Here is a 12,726-nt window from a genome sequence, read left to right as displayed (position 1 = left end):
CTTGACGGCGTGACGGTCGTTTGATAGGGTCTTGTCATAGTCGAAGAATTGCGACCGGCCGCAGACGCCGGACGCCAGATGCTTCCAGTCTACGGCCTCCAGGTTTTCCCGACCTGGGGCCGTTTTTTTATCCAGCGATATCGGCAATGGCAGGGTGCGTGCGGTGGTGCGCGGCCGGCGCTCGGCCGTGTCGCAGCGTGGGCTGTGGATCGAAGGAAGGATGCGGGGTCATGCAGGACTTTGCGATGGTGGATCTTTCGCTGTTCGGCTGCTTTGACGCAGACGCGGGGTCCGCGCCCCTTGCCATCGAGACGGCGGCGCAGACGGCCGAGCGCGTGCAGCTTGAGAAAAAATCGGCCGATGCGCTGGCTGCGGCCTGCGATGCATCCGGCGCCGAAGAGCTTCGGCTGTTGTTGAACGAGATGACGCGCGAAATGCGGGCGCAGTTTCTAGCGTTTCGCGCGCTTCGTACCGCCGCTGAACAGACGACGGGCGCGTGTGGCACCGAAGGAGCGGACGATGCGGCGCAGAAGCTGGCGCGCGCCGACCTGAAGGCGGCAACAGACGCCATGTCGCTCATCGTGCGCACACTCGAAAAGGTCGACAGCCTGCAGCGCCAGCTGGCGCGCGACCGGGCCGCAGAGGCGGAGCGGCAAGCGGACGAGGGCGGTTATGAAGAAGCCATGCGCACTGTCGAGGCGCTTATCGAGGCGCGGGCCGGCGAACGGGCGCAGGCGCTCTTTCTGGAATGGCAGCGCGCACGGAGCGCTGATGGTGGCGAGCCGGGCGGTGCGGCTTGGGCCCTGCCCGGTGGCGCTGACAGCGGATGAGCAGAAGCGACTGGACGACGTATTGGACCTTTTGGCCGGGTATAGGCGGGACATGACAACGTTTCAGGAGGTCTGGCGGCAGGAGAGGGCGGCGGAAGGCGCCGGCCGCACGTTTGCGCAAGAGATGCATGGCGCGAACCTTGTCGCGGCCAGTCCTGTCGCAACGGCTGGCGTACCGGAAGAGCCGGAGGCTCAAGCGGTTCAGGCGGCTCGCGGGGCTCGGGCGGCGGATGGCGGGAGCGCGAAAAATGCCTGCGCGGTGCCTGCCGGTCCCGCCGTCGAGGCGGTTGCCGAGGTGCTTTACCTTCCGGCGCTCGTCAGGCGCCATGCGCTTCGCGTGCAGCGGAGCTGGTCCGTTGCCGGACGCACGGAGCAGCAGCCGCCGCAAGGCGACTGGCGCACCTGGCTGATCATGGGCGGGCGCGGCTCCGGCAAGACGCGCGCCGGCGCCGAATGGGTGCAGTCGCTGGCCAGTGCCGGATCCCGCTCCGAGCTGCGCATTGCGCTGGTGGCCGAGACGCTGGGCGACGCGCGCGAGGTGATGATCGACGGCGTGTCCGGCATCTGCCGGATTGCCGGCAGCAAAGCGCCGGATTTCGAGATTTCCCGCCGCCGGCTGGTCTGGCGAAACGGGGCTGTGGCGCAGATCTTTTCCTCGGAAGATCCGGAAAGCCTGCGCGGGCCGCAGTTCCACTATGCCTGGTGCGACGAGCTGGCCAAGTGGAAGCATGCGCAGGAAACCTTCGATATGCTGCAGTTCGGGCTGCGGCTCGGGCAGGATCCGCGCCAGCTGGTGACGACGACGCCGCGGCCGGTGCCGATCCTGAAACAGCTGATCGCCGATGCCGGCACGCGGCTCGTCAAGATCTCGACGCGCGACAATGCGGAAAACCTCGCTCCCGGGTTCCTCTCGGCGCTCGAAGGACGCTATGGCGGCACGCGGCTCGGACGCCAGGAACTGGATGGCGACCTGATCGAGGACCGGGACGATGCGCTGTGGAAACGGGCGCAGCTGGAGGCGCTGACGCAGCGCGTGCCGGCAGCGCTCGGCCGGATCGTGGTGGCGGTCGACCCGCCGTCCGGCATGGGGGCTGCGTCGTGCTGCGGCATTGTCGTGGCGGGGCTCGAGACGGCGGCCGTTGCGGAAGGCGGGGCAGGCGCAAAGGGCAGCCAGAGGGCGGTGGTGCTGGCCGATTGTTCGGTCGAGGGGTTCAGCCCTTCCGGCTGGGCGCGGGCGGTGGTGAAGGTCTTTCACCGCTTCGGCGCCGATCGCGTCGTTGCCGAAGTCAACCAGGGCGGCGAGATGGTGGCGGCCATGCTGAAAAGCATCGACGAACAGCTGCCGCTGACGCAGGTGAGGGCGACGCGCGGCAAGTTCCTGCGCGCCGAGCCGGTGGCCGCGCTCTACGAGCAGGGCCGCGTGCTGCATGCGGCGCGCTTTCGCGAACTGGAAGACCAGATGTGCGACTTCGGCCCGGACGGGCTGTCGTCCGGCCGTTCCCCCGACCGGCTGGATGCGCTGGTCTGGGCGCTGACGGCGCTGATGCTGGACGGGCAGGGCGAGCCGCGGGTGCGCGGGCTCTGACGGCCCGGCCAAGGGAAACGGCCCACAACGAGACGGCACCACAAATGGAAACGGCCCGCACGAGGCGGCCCCACCCAAACGGAAACGGCCCGCACGAGGCGGGCCGGCAACGGACGATCTCAGGCTGGAAATCAGCGCGTCACATCAGCGTGCGGGGACCGCCACGGCTGCAGTTTCGCGCATCTGCTTCCATTCGGATTCCAGACGCTCGACCAGATGCTGGGGGATCTGCTGCTTGGTGCTGGCGGCACTGCCTGCGGCGGGGACGGTCTGCTGCATCATCATGATCTCCTTCTGGTGATTGCCGGGCCGTATAACGAACCTGTGACCGCTAGGTTCCATAGCGTTAGGAGTTTGTAAAGGACGACTAAGGGTCTAAACCGATTAGCAAAATTAAAAATCGATTGAAATTTTTCGATGAATGCTGCGCTGCGGCATCTGCCTTGTAAAGAGACAGGTGGCTGACCGGAAAAGAGGCAGCGGACGTCCCGCAATGGTGCGTGCAAACGGCCGCAGATGTGGCATCATGGTTGCGGCGCCGGGCGCCGGACGACCCTGCATGAGGCAGGCGCGATAAAGGGGATGGGAGCAATGATCAACCACACGTTTTTCTTCTATCACATTGCCGATACGCTGTTTAAGACGGGAATGTCGCCGAGCCAGGGCGAGGGGTTTGAGGCCATCCTCGCCTATTGGGAAGGCCAGCATGCACAGAGCGACGACCGCTGGCTGGCCTATGTGCTGGCGACGGCCTATCACGAAACCGGTGCTGCCATGCAGCCGGTGAGCGAGAACCTGAATTATGGCGCGCCGGGCCTGCTGAAGACGTTTCCGCGCTACTTCACGCCGGCAGAAGCCGCAGCCTATGCCCGCAAGCCGGAAAAGATCGCCAATCGCGCCTATGCCAACCGGCTGGGCAATGGCAATGAGGCAAGCGGCGATGGCTGGACCTTTCGCGGGCGCGGCCTGGTGCAGATCACCGGGCGGGCAAACTACCGCACCTATGGCATCGAACAGACGCCCGATGCGGCGCTCGATGACGCTACCGCCACCCGCATCCTGTTCGACGGGATGATCCATGGACGGTTTACCGGAAAATCGCTCGGCGATTTCTTCAACGACAGAACCGAGGACTGGAGTGGCGCCCGCCAGATCATCAACCGCATGGACCGCGCCGATGACGTGGCCCGCTATGCGCGCGCCTTCTATGCCAGCATAAGCTACACGAAGGCGGCGTGACGGTTTTCCCCTCAACCGGCTGACGGCCGCTTCTTTCCCGGGAAGAAGGCGGTCAATCGGATGAGGGTCCGGGCCGTTCTCCCGCAAGACCATTCTCCTTCGAAAAAAGAGAGAGCTTCCATGACATCGATGTTTTCCCTGCCGTGGCGGCGCGCCGCGGTGGACAGGCGCGTGCGCGAGACGCCGGTTTCCGACGCAAAAGCGCAGGGCGCAGGCTTTGCCATCGTCTCTGCAGAGGGGGCGGCGCACTGGTCCGGGCGGTCCTATGGGGCGCTGTCGCGTGCGGGTTTCATGAAGAACCCGGTGGTCTACCGCGCCATCCGGATGATTTCGGAAGCCTCCGCCTCCGTGCCGTTTCTCGCCTATGAGGGCGACCGGGAAATGTCGACGCATCCGGCGCTGGCACTGCTGGCAAGACCGAACCCGCGCATGGGCGGCCCGGATTTTCTCGAAACGCTGTTTGGCCATCTGCTGCTCTCCGGCAATGCCTATGTGGACGGGGTGGTTCTAGGCGCAAGGCCGGCCGAGCTGCATCTGCTGCGGCCCGACCGGGTGAGCGTGGTGGTGGGGGCCGATGGCTGGCCGGTTGCCTATGAATACCGCGTCGGCGGCGCCGTGCGGCGTCTGGCGGCCGGTGGCGACCACGGGCTGGGACTGTTGCATCTGAAACTGTTTCACCCGCTCGACGACCATGGCGGCTTTTCGCCGCTTGGGGCGGCAGGAGCCGCACTTGACCTGCACAATGCCGCCGCCAGCTGGAACAAGGCGCTGCTGGACAATTCGGCGCGTCCCTCCGGCGCGCTCGTCTACCAGCCCAAGGAAGGCGGCAATCTGTCGCCCGACCAGTATGAGCGGCTGCGTGCGGAGCTCGAAAGCGGCTATAGCGGCGCCGTCAATGCCGGGCGCCCGCTTCTCCTGGAAGGCGGGCTCGACTGGAAGGCGATGGGACTTTCGCCGAAGGACATGGATTTCATCGAGGCCAAAAATGCCGCCGCGCGCGACATCGCGCTCGCCTTCGGCGTGCCGCCGATGCTGCTCGGTATTCCCGGCGATGCCACCTACGCCAATTACCAGGAGGCCAACCGCGCCTTCTACCGGCTGACGGTGGTGCCATTGCTGATGCGCACGGCGGCGAGCTTTTCTGCATGGCTTTCCGAGGCTTACGGCGATCGTTTAAGCCTTCGCCCGGATCTCGACCAGGTGCCGGGGCTTTCCGGCGAACGCGATGCGCTCTGGGCACGGGTGGGCGCTGCCGAGTTTTTGACGGATGATGAAAAGCGCCAGGCGGTGGGCTATTGACGAGGCGCCGGGCGCGCCGGAAGCGCGGGCCTTGAGACATCGGCGGTGAAGGCGTATTCTCTTGTAATACGGCGTATGACAGAGGAGCCCGTCATGAGCGACAAAGCCGCACTTTCCGACCCGATCACACTTCGCATTCCCGAGGATATTCTGGCCGAGGTGGAACAGATTGCCAAAGCCACGGAACGCAGCCGCAGCTGGGTGATCGTGCGGGCGCTGAAATACTATCTGATGGCGGAGGGCAACGAGATTCTCCAGATCCTGAAGGGTGAGGAGCAGATCCGCAACGGTGAGTTCAGCGACGCGGAGGATGTGTTCGACGAACTGCTCGGCACCTCCAGATCCGATGCTGCCTGATGCGCACCCTTCTGTCGAAGAGTGTCCGACAGTTTCTGCGACGGGAAGCAGAGTACCTTGAGAGCCAGAACCCGCGTGCGGCAGTCGCCACGCTGCAGCAGCTGCGGGAAAGCATCAGGATGATCGGGGACTATCCCGGCATCGGGGCGCCGCTGCCCCTGCCGGGCCGGCGGCGGTTCGTATCCGGCGCTTACGTGATTGACTACCGCGTCGATGCCAAGAGCATCCTCATCTCCCACATGCGTCATGGACGCCAGCTGGATCCGGACCTCGAGCGGGACGACGACCTGGCCGACTGAGGCCAGGATGACGACCGGCCGCGCGGGGCCACAGCCTGACGGGGGAGGGTGGCCGCCTTCAATTGTCGGTCAGGGCTTACGGATTGAATCAACTTCTGAACATGCGGACTCAACCTGTCAGCAACGGGCCGCAGCATCCTTGAAATCATAGGATTTTTTGGATACGCGCCGGTCTTGCCCGGCCGCGGCCAGCGCGTGCGGCGTTTCCAGGCGGTCACCGCTTGCCGCTGCAGGCGGGCATTCAACGAAAATCATGAGGTGAGGCAATGGCGGATCTTGGCCATGATGGCGGCCTGATGGCCGCAAAGCTGATCGGGGCGACCGCCGGCGCCTGGGTGTCGCTCGTCTACATGCTGCCGCAGGGGCGGCGCGAGGCGGCAAGCCGGTTTCTGACCGGCCTTTCCTGCGGGCTGATTTTTGGCGGACCGGCCGGGCTCTGGCTCGAGGCGCGTCTGGACCTTGTCGGGCAATTGTCGCCGCTTGAGGTGACGCTGACGGGATCGGCGGCGGCAAGCCTCTCCGCCTGGTGGGTGCTCGGCGCGCTCGGGCGCATCGCCAGCCGTTATGGGGCAAAGCCCGGCGAGGGCTGACGGCAGCGTTTCGGGTCCGGCCCCGCCCGGGCTGTTTTTCTCTCATCACCATTTTGGAGCATGTCATGCACGTTTATCGCGGGCCACGGCCCAATGCGCGCAAATTTGCCAGCCTCGCTTTGTCGGGGCTTGGCGGCGACGGGACGTTTTCCGGCTATGCCAGCGTGTTCGGCGAGGTGGATCTCGGCAAGGACACGATCGAGCGCGGCGCCTTCGCCAATTCGCTCGTCGAGCGCAGCGCGTCGGGCGTGCGCATGCTCTACCAGCACGATCCGAACGAGCCGATCGGCTGCTGGACGACGATCCGCGAGGACAGCCGTGGGCTCTATGTCGAGGGCATTCTGTCGCCCGGCGTCGAGCGGGCGCGGGAGGTCTTTGCGCTGATGAAGAGCGGTGCGCTCGACGGGCTCTCCATCGGCTTTCGCACGGTCAAGGCCAGACAGGACGCCAAGACCGGCGTGCGGCGCATTCTGGAAGCCGATCTCTGGGAAATTTCCGTCGTGACCTTTCCGATGCTGCCATCGGCCAGGGTCTCCGACGTCAAGCATGCGCGGTTCTTCCGCGACCGTGAAACCGAACTCGTCCGCAGCCTGCGGCGAACGGCGAAACTGATGATGGCAACCACCTTCAAGGGATGACGACATGAGCGAGATGATGATGAACCGCGAACCCGAGGCCGTGCCGGGCTCACAGACGGGCGCCAAGACAGGCACCAGGACGGGCCGGGCCGAAAAGATTGCGCCGGAGGTGAAGGCGGTGCCCGACACGGTGACGGCGGCCTTCGAGGACTTCATGGAAGCCTTCGAGAGCTTCAAGGACGTCAATGACCGACGGCTGGGCGAAATCGAGCAGAAGCTGACGGCCGACGTGGTGACGCGCGACAAGATGGACCGCATCAACCGCGCCATGGACGAGCAGAAGAAGGTGCTGGATCAGCTGGTGCTGAAGAAGGCGCGCCCGCCGCTGTCGGGCCGCGGCGAACAGGGCCCGGATGCGGCCGAGCACAAGGCGGCCTTCGAGGCCTATATGCGCCGCGGCGACGAGGGCGCGCTGCGCGAGATCGAGGCCAAGGCGTTTTCCGTCGGCACCTCTGCCGATGGCGGCTATCTGGTGCCGGCCGAGACCGACAGCGAGATCGGCCGGCGCGTCTCGGTGGTTTCGCCGATGCGGGCGCTGTCCAGCGTGCGCACGGTCTCTGCCTCCGTGCTGAAGAAGCCGTTTTCCACCGCCGGGCTTTCTACCGGCTGGGTGGCGGAAACGGCAAGCCGGCCGCAGACCACGACGAATGCGCTGGTGGAACTGGCCTTCCCGACGATGGAGCTTTACGCCATGCCTGCCGCCACCCAGGCACTGCTCGACGACGCCGCCGTCGATGTCGAGGACTGGATTGCCAGCGAAGTGGACATCGTGTTTGCCGAGCAGGAAGGCGATGCCTTCATTCGCGGCGATGGCACCAACAAGCCGAAGGGGTTCCTCTCCTACACGACGGTTGCCGATGCGAGCTGGACCTGGGGGAGCCTCGGCTATCTGGCAACCGGCGTGGCAGGCGGCTTTGCGGCCAGCAATCCCTCCGATCTTCTGCTGAACGCCGTCTATGCGCTGAAGGCCGGGCATCGCCAGAACGCCAGCTTCATGATGAACCGCAAGACGCAAGGGGAGATCCGCAAGTTCAAGGATGCCCAGGGCAATTACCTCTGGCGCCCGCCGGCAACGGCCGGCGAACCGGCAACGCTGATGGGTTATCCGCTGGCGGAAGCGGAAGAAATGCCCGACATCGCCGCAAGCTCGCTGTCGATTGCCATCGGCGATTTCCGTGCCGGCTATCTGATCGTCGACCGCGCCGGCGTGCGCATCCTGCGCGATCCCTATTCGGCCAAGCCCTATGTGCTGTTCTACACCACCAAGCGTGTCGGCGGCGGCGTGCAGAACTTTGAGGCGATCAAGCTGGTGAAGTTTTCCGCAAGCTGACGGCCGGCTGTCGTCTGCTGTCTGGCGGGCCGGGTTGCGGCCCGCCGGTTTTCTCCTTCGATCGACAAGGACCTGTCATGACCATTGTGCTGACCGAGCCGCCGGAGGCGGAGCCGCTGACGCTTGCCGAGGTGAAGGCGCATCTGCGCATCGACCAGACGGACGAGGATGCGGGCCTTCAGGCGCTGATTGCCGTCGCGCGCCAACATCTGGAGCGCGAGACGGGCCTCTGCCTGATGGCGCAGACCCTGCGCCTCATCCTTGACGACTGGCCGGCGACGGGAGTGATTCAGATTGCCAGGGGGCCGGTGCAAGCCATTGAGGACGTTTGCTATTACGATGAAAATGGCACCGTCGTTCATGTGTCGCTTCAAGGCCATGTGCTTGACGGCCAAAACAGGCCGGCGCGGCTGTGGCTGAAAAACCGGCCGCTGCCGGGGCGTGCGTTGAACGGCATCGAGGTGACGTTTTCCGCCGGTTTCGGCGAGGCGGCAACCGATGTGCCGGGGCCGCTTAAACGCGCCATGCTGATCCATGTCGGCTATATGCACGCCTTTCGCGGCGTGCTGCCGCCGGACCAGCAGCCGGCCGGCATTCCCGACGGCTATGAGCGGCTGATTGCCGCCTATCGGCTGCGGAGGCTTTGATGGGCGCGCTGTTTCTCGATCCCGGCCAGCGGACGACGCGCCTCATCCGCGAGATGATGGCAACCGTCCCCGACGGGCAGGGTGGCGCGACCGTGACCTGGGCCCAAGCAGGGTCGCTCTGGGCGCGGGTGGAACCGGTGTCGCATGCCGGCTCCGAACTTGCCGGTGCGGAGCGGCAGGTCCTGACCCATCGCATCTGGATCGCGGCCCAGACGGGCGTGGCGGCCGGACAGCGGCTGCGCAAGGGGGACCGGATCTTTTCCATTCTTCTGGTGCGCGACCCGGATGAAAGCGGGCGCTATCTCGTCTGCGACTGCGAGGAGGAGGCGACATGAGTGCCGAAAACGCATTGATGAAGGCAGTCTTTGCGCGGCTTTCGACCGATGCGACGCTGAGCGCCCAGGTGGGGGCAGACGGCATTTTCGACCGTCTGCTGCCCCGCATGCGCCTGCCGGCGATCGTCTTCGGCGAGATCGAGACGCGCGACTACTCGACCGCCACCGAGCCCGGGGCCGAGCATTTCCTAACCCTTGAAGTCTGGGCGGACGGCGAGGGACGCCGGACCGCGCAAGCGCTTGCCGCACGCGTAAAGCTGCTGCTGGCCGATCAGGCGCTCGCGCTGGAAGGGGCTGTTCTGGTGAGCCTCACTTTTCAATCGAGCCGCAGCCGGCGCGAGCCGAAGACGAGGCTCTTCGTCATCGATCTTCGGTTCCGGGCGGTGACGGAATAGGCGCCGCGCGAGCGGCCGCTGCCAGCCGGCGAAGCTGGAGAAGCAGGACGATGACGATGCCGGAGAGGAGGGTTGCCATGAAAAGGGCGGCCGATGCACCGGCGCCATCCATCAGCGCCGCAAAGGCGACGGGGGCCGCGGCGATCGCAAAATTCTGCGGCAGCGAGATGCGCGCCGATTGCAGCCCGAAGGCAGCCGGCGAGAACACCGCAAGCGGCAGGACGGCGCGGGCCACCGCCATGATGCCGGAGCCGAGGCTTTGCAACACGACAAAGGTGACGAGGACGGGTGACGAGCCGGGAAGCGCCAGAAGCAGGATGTAGGAGGCAAGCGTCAGCAGCATGCCGACAAGCGCCGTCAGGATGGGATTTCCGCGCCGGCCAAAGAGGAAATCGACGCCGCGCGCCAGAATGGCAAGCACGCCGCGCGCCATGCCGAGCTGTAGCGCGAGCGCCGGCGTTGCGCCCGACTGGTGGAGCAACTGCAGGAAAGTGGCCGACAGGCCGAAGGACACGAAAGCAGCCAGGGTGATGGCGGCGGCAATCAGCAGAAAGGCAAAGCTAGCCTGTGCAGGCGATAGCGCCACGGGTGCCATGTCCTGCGCGGTCTTTTCCGTCTGGCTCGCGACGGGTTTGGGCAGGGCAAACAGATGCAGCGGCAGGCAGACGAAAAGCTGCAGCGCCGAAAGCACCATCAGCGTATTGCGCCAGCCGATGCCATCCGCAAGCCAGGTATTGACCGGCCAGAAGACGGTGGCCGACAGGCCGGTAAAGATCATGGTGAGCGCGATGACGCGCTTTCCGTCGGCACCTTCCCGCTCGACAATGGCCGCATAGGCGGCGGTGGAGAGCGAAAGCGCGCCGCCCCAGCCGAAAACCAGCCAGGTTGCCGCATAGGCAATCAGCGAATGGCAGGCACTCAAGAGCAGCAGCCCGAGCGCCAGCGAGACGGAGCCCATGGAGAGCACCTTTGCTGCGCCATGGCGCGCCAGCAGGCGCCCGACCGCGGGACCGGCAAGCCCGCTCGTCAGCATCATGATGGTGAGGCCGGAAAAGACGACTGCATTGGACAGCCTAAGCTCTGCCCCGATCCGCGGCCCCAGCACCGCCGGCATGTCGAAGCTCGTGCCCCATCCGATGATCTGCGAGACGGAAACGGCCGCGATCAGCCGGATACGGCGAAAGGTGAGGGACATGGAGGGGTTCCGAGGGAAGGCGGTGAGGGACGTGCATTGTGCAGCTGGCAGTAGGCAGTAGGCAGTAGGCAGTAGCGAATAGCGAATAGCGAATAGCGAATAGCGAATAGCGAATAGCGAATAGCGAATAGCGAATAGCTGTCCGGACGATGGGCTAGCGGATTCGGTCTGAGTGAGGAAGCGGGAAATGCGGGGCTTGGCTTGTTGCACTCGTCTCGCTGTGCCTGCGTTTGCTGCGGGCGCCCTGCCTTAACCTCTTTTGACCGATGGCACGCAATGACGCAACGGAAACAGATGGAGAGATCGCATGGTGGCGCAGAAGGGTAAGGATCTGCTGTTGAAGGTGGATAATGGCGGCAGCTGGTTAACGGTGGCGGGGCTGCGGTCGCGGCGGCTGGCGTTTAATGCAGAGACGGTGGATGTGACCGATGCCGAAAGCGCCGGTCGCTGGCGTGAACTGCTGGCAGGCGCGGGCGTGCAGCGGGCCTCGCTATCGGGTGGCGGCATTTTCAAGGATCAGGCGTCTGATCTGCTGGTCCGGTCGACCTTCTTTGCCGGCACGATCCTGTCCTGGCAGGTGCTGATCCCGGCCTTCGGAACGGTGAGCGGACCGTTCCAGATCACCGCGCTCGAATATTCCGGCGATCACAACGGCGAAATCCGGTTCGAGCTGACGCTGGAATCGGCCGGCAGCCTGACCTTCGGAGCGATCTGATGGGCGCGACCTTTTCCGGAGGCGTCCTCGGCCGGGCCAACCGGCGCCGGGGTGAGATCGAGGCGGTGATCGACGGTGAGCGGCGCATCCTCTGCCTGACGCTGTCGGCTCTTGCCGAGCTGGAGACGGCCTTTGCGGTCGACGACCTGACGGGGCTCGCCATGCGCTTTGCCGAGGGGCGGCTCAAGGCACTCGATCTCGCCCGCATCATCGGCGCCGGCCTGCGCGGCGGCGGCAATCTTCTGTCCGACGAGGACGTGGCGGCGATGAGCATCGAGGGCGGCGTTCCGGCCTATGCGCGCGTGGTGGCCGATCTTCTGGCGGCAACGTTTGGCGGCGAGGACGACGTAGTCTCCAGCGCCTCCGGCGCTCCGGAGGTACGGCGAACTTCAGAGGTGACGGCAGCGGACGCACCCGGCGCCAGGGGTGTCGTGGCAAACCCTTGAGAGCCGCAGCGGGTAAAGGGGCGGCGGTCGTGCCGTTTCCCTGGGCGCGGGTGATCCACACCGGCCTTTGCCTGCTGCGGCTTTCCCCGAAAGACTTCTGGGCGATGACGCCGCGCGAGTTCTTTGCCGCATCTGGTGGGCTTGTGCCGCGCGCACCGGCGTTTTCCCGCGACGGGCTTGCGGCACTGATGCGGGCCTATCCCGATACAGGAATGGCCAAGGCCTGATTGCAGCTTTCTCATGATCTTTGGAGACCGCCATGGAAACGGATGAAGGTTCCGTTGCAGAGACCCTTGCCTCGACGCAGGCGCTGGCAACGGCGATCAGTGATCTGGAAGGCCGCTCGCAGCGCTTCGGCACGGCACTGTCCGGTGCGCTCAAATCGGCGGCTGTCAGCGGCAAGAGCCTGGAGGATGTGCTGAAGGGGCTTGGCACGCGGCTGACCGATATCGCCCTGTCTTCCGCTCTGAAACCGCTGGACACGGCGCTTTCCGGCGCCGTCGGCAGTCTGTTCGGGGCCGCTTCCGGATCGGTAACGGCCTTTGCCGATGGCGGCGTGGTGCGCGCGCCGAGCTATTTTCCGATGGGTGGCAATATGGGGTTGATGGGCGAGGCGGGAGCGGAGGCCATTTTGCCGCTGCAGCGCGGTGCTGATGGCAGCCTGGGCGTTGCAGCCGGCGGCGGAGCCGGGGCCTCGCAGATCGTTTTCAACGTGACGGCAACGGATGCGGCAAGCTTTCGAAAAAGCGAAGGGCAGATCTCGGCCATGCTGGCGCGCAGCGTGTCGCGCGGGCGGCGCGGGCTTTGAGGGCGGGCCTTGAAGCGG

17 protein-coding genes and 1 pseudogene are annotated in these 12,726 nt (G+C 65.5%); 16 read left to right on the top strand and 2 right to left on the bottom strand.

Translation table 11 applies throughout. From position 1 onward, the window contains the following. Positions 1-230 precede the first annotated feature (230 nt). Together J2858_RS02140 and J2858_RS02135 are read left to right on the top strand one after the other, a co-directional pair. Positions 231-830, top strand: coding sequence for a hypothetical protein (locus tag J2858_RS02140; RefSeq protein WP_210103094.1), 600 nt, complete (start codon positions 231-233; stop codon positions 828-830). 52 nt (positions 831-882) lie between these two features. Continuing rightward, the gene (locus J2858_RS02135) at positions 883-2,415 is read left to right on the top strand and encodes a DNA-packaging protein (RefSeq protein ID WP_245365519.1); all 1,533 of its coding nucleotides are present in this window, start codon (positions 883-885) and stop codon (positions 2,413-2,415) included. Positions 2,416-2,559: 144 nt separating this feature from the next. Here the strand turns inward: J2858_RS02135 and J2858_RS02130 are convergent, their stop codons facing one another. Beyond that, positions 2,560-2,700: a hypothetical protein gene (locus J2858_RS02130; RefSeq protein WP_210103093.1), complete on the bottom strand. Its 141-nt coding sequence runs from the start codon at positions 2,698-2,700 to the stop codon at positions 2,560-2,562. Positions 2,701-3,006: 306 nt separating this feature from the next. Between J2858_RS02130 and J2858_RS02125 the strand changes: the two genes are divergently transcribed. The 10 genes from J2858_RS02125 to J2858_RS02080 all read left to right on the top strand — a co-directional run bounded on the left by J2858_RS02125 (position 3,007) and on the right by J2858_RS02080 (position 9,544). Beyond that, positions 3,007-3,654, top strand: a complete 648-nt coding sequence (locus J2858_RS02125) for a hypothetical protein (protein ID WP_245365518.1) — start codon at positions 3,007-3,009, stop codon at positions 3,652-3,654. Positions 3,655-3,774: 120 nt separating this feature from the next. Then, positions 3,775-4,953, top strand: coding sequence for a phage portal protein (locus J2858_RS02120; protein WP_210103092.1), 1,179 nt, complete (start codon positions 3,775-3,777; stop codon positions 4,951-4,953). Between the two features lie 93 nt (positions 4,954-5,046). After that, complete coding sequence (locus tag J2858_RS02115) at positions 5,047-5,310, top strand: CopG family ribbon-helix-helix protein (protein ID WP_210103091.1); 264 nt, start codon at positions 5,047-5,049, stop codon at positions 5,308-5,310. Beyond that, a complete protein-coding gene (locus tag J2858_RS02110) occupies positions 5,310-5,609 on the top strand; it encodes a type II toxin-antitoxin system RelE/ParE family toxin (RefSeq protein WP_210103090.1) in 300 nt (99 codons plus the stop codon). Before J2858_RS02115 ends, J2858_RS02110 begins: the two co-directional genes overlap by 1 nt. 266 nt (positions 5,610-5,875) lie before the next feature. Continuing rightward, positions 5,876-6,199: a DUF6107 family protein gene (locus J2858_RS02105; RefSeq protein WP_210103089.1), complete on the top strand. Its 324-nt coding sequence runs from the start codon at positions 5,876-5,878 to the stop codon at positions 6,197-6,199. A 65-nt stretch (positions 6,200-6,264) separates the two neighbouring features. Then, positions 6,265-6,837, top strand: coding sequence for an HK97 family phage prohead protease (locus tag J2858_RS02100; RefSeq protein WP_210103088.1), 573 nt, complete (start codon positions 6,265-6,267; stop codon positions 6,835-6,837). A 4-nt stretch (positions 6,838-6,841) separates the two neighbouring features. After that, positions 6,842-8,167, top strand: coding sequence for a phage major capsid protein (locus J2858_RS02095; RefSeq protein ID WP_245365517.1), 1,326 nt, complete (start codon positions 6,842-6,844; stop codon positions 8,165-8,167). A gap of 77 nt (positions 8,168-8,244) precedes the next feature. Continuing rightward, the gene (locus J2858_RS02090) at positions 8,245-8,814 is read left to right on the top strand and encodes a head-tail connector protein (protein WP_210103087.1); all 570 of its coding nucleotides are present in this window, start codon (positions 8,245-8,247) and stop codon (positions 8,812-8,814) included. After that, on the top strand, positions 8,814-9,149 hold the full coding sequence (locus J2858_RS02085; protein WP_210103086.1) for a phage head closure protein: 336 nt from the start codon (positions 8,814-8,816) through the stop codon (positions 9,147-9,149). Before J2858_RS02090 ends, J2858_RS02085 begins: the two co-directional genes overlap by 1 nt. Further along, on the top strand, positions 9,146-9,544 hold the full coding sequence (locus J2858_RS02080) for a DUF3168 domain-containing protein (protein ID WP_210103085.1): 399 nt from the start codon (positions 9,146-9,148) through the stop codon (positions 9,542-9,544). The genes J2858_RS02085 and J2858_RS02080 overlap by 4 nt, the downstream gene beginning before the upstream one ends. Here J2858_RS02080 and J2858_RS02075 read toward each other — a convergent pair. After that, positions 9,510-10,739, bottom strand: a complete 1,230-nt coding sequence (locus tag J2858_RS02075; protein WP_210103084.1) for an MFS transporter — start codon at positions 10,737-10,739, stop codon at positions 9,510-9,512. The genes J2858_RS02080 and J2858_RS02075 overlap by 35 nt on opposite strands. Positions 10,740-11,046: 307 nt before the next feature. On the opposite strand from J2858_RS02075, the gene J2858_RS02070 reads away from it, so the two are divergent. The 4 genes and pseudogenes from J2858_RS02070 to J2858_RS02055 all read left to right on the top strand — a co-directional run bounded on the left by J2858_RS02070 (position 11,047) and on the right by J2858_RS02055 (position 12,708). Continuing rightward, entirely contained in the window at positions 11,047-11,454 is a 408-nt protein-coding gene (locus J2858_RS02070; protein WP_210103083.1) for a phage major tail protein, TP901-1 family, read from the top strand. After that, positions 11,454-11,792, top strand: a pseudogene (locus tag J2858_RS02065) (gene transfer agent family protein); the annotation flags it as partial. The gene J2858_RS02070 and the pseudogene J2858_RS02065, both read left to right, overlap by 1 nt. 137 nt (positions 11,793-11,929) lie before the next feature. Continuing rightward, positions 11,930-12,127, top strand: coding sequence for a rcc01693 family protein (locus tag J2858_RS02060; protein ID WP_432443228.1), 198 nt, complete (start codon positions 11,930-11,932; stop codon positions 12,125-12,127). A gap of 32 nt (positions 12,128-12,159) precedes the next feature. Next, entirely contained in the window at positions 12,160-12,708 is a 549-nt protein-coding gene (locus tag J2858_RS02055; protein ID WP_210103080.1) for a phage tail tape measure protein, read from the top strand. The last annotated feature ends 18 nt before the right edge of the window (positions 12,709-12,726 follow it).

The sequence above is a fragment of the Neorhizobium galegae genome (assembly GCF_017877135.1).
Classification (GTDB): Bacteria; Pseudomonadota; Alphaproteobacteria; order Rhizobiales; family Rhizobiaceae; genus Neorhizobium; species Neorhizobium galegae_A.
Note: the sequence above shows the minus strand (reverse complement) of the source record. Positions and strands in the feature narration are given on the sequence as shown.

Coding starts and splice junctions, on each gene's coding strand:
- J2858_RS02075 (WP_210103084.1), bottom strand. CDS start 10,739: ATGTCCCTCACCTTTCGCCGTATCCGGCTGATCGCGGCCGTTTCCGTC.
- J2858_RS02070 (WP_210103083.1), top strand. CDS start 11,047: ATGGTGGCGCAGAAGGGTAAGGATCTGCTGTTGAAGGTGGATAATGGC.
- J2858_RS02090 (WP_210103087.1), top strand. CDS start 8,245: ATGACCATTGTGCTGACCGAGCCGCCGGAGGCGGAGCCGCTGACGCTT.
- J2858_RS02125 (WP_245365518.1), top strand. CDS start 3,007: ATGATCAACCACACGTTTTTCTTCTATCACATTGCCGATACGCTGTTT.
- J2858_RS02055 (WP_210103080.1), top strand. CDS start 12,160: ATGGAAACGGATGAAGGTTCCGTTGCAGAGACCCTTGCCTCGACGCAG.
- J2858_RS02115 (WP_210103091.1), top strand. CDS start 5,047: ATGAGCGACAAAGCCGCACTTTCCGACCCGATCACACTTCGCATTCCC.
- J2858_RS02140 (WP_210103094.1), top strand. CDS start 231: ATGCAGGACTTTGCGATGGTGGATCTTTCGCTGTTCGGCTGCTTTGAC.
- J2858_RS02100 (WP_210103088.1), top strand. CDS start 6,265: ATGCACGTTTATCGCGGGCCACGGCCCAATGCGCGCAAATTTGCCAGC.
- J2858_RS02085 (WP_210103086.1), top strand. CDS start 8,814: ATGGGCGCGCTGTTTCTCGATCCCGGCCAGCGGACGACGCGCCTCATC.
- J2858_RS02130 (WP_210103093.1), bottom strand. CDS start 2,700: ATGATGATGCAGCAGACCGTCCCCGCCGCAGGCAGTGCCGCCAGCACC.
- J2858_RS02095 (WP_245365517.1), top strand. CDS start 6,842: ATGAGCGAGATGATGATGAACCGCGAACCCGAGGCCGTGCCGGGCTCA.
- J2858_RS02120 (WP_210103092.1), top strand. CDS start 3,775: ATGACATCGATGTTTTCCCTGCCGTGGCGGCGCGCCGCGGTGGACAGG.
- J2858_RS02110 (WP_210103090.1), top strand. CDS start 5,310: ATGCGCACCCTTCTGTCGAAGAGTGTCCGACAGTTTCTGCGACGGGAA.
- J2858_RS02105 (WP_210103089.1), top strand. CDS start 5,876: ATGGCGGATCTTGGCCATGATGGCGGCCTGATGGCCGCAAAGCTGATC.
- J2858_RS02135 (WP_245365519.1), top strand. CDS start 883: ATGACAACGTTTCAGGAGGTCTGGCGGCAGGAGAGGGCGGCGGAAGGC.
- J2858_RS02080 (WP_210103085.1), top strand. CDS start 9,146: ATGAGTGCCGAAAACGCATTGATGAAGGCAGTCTTTGCGCGGCTTTCG.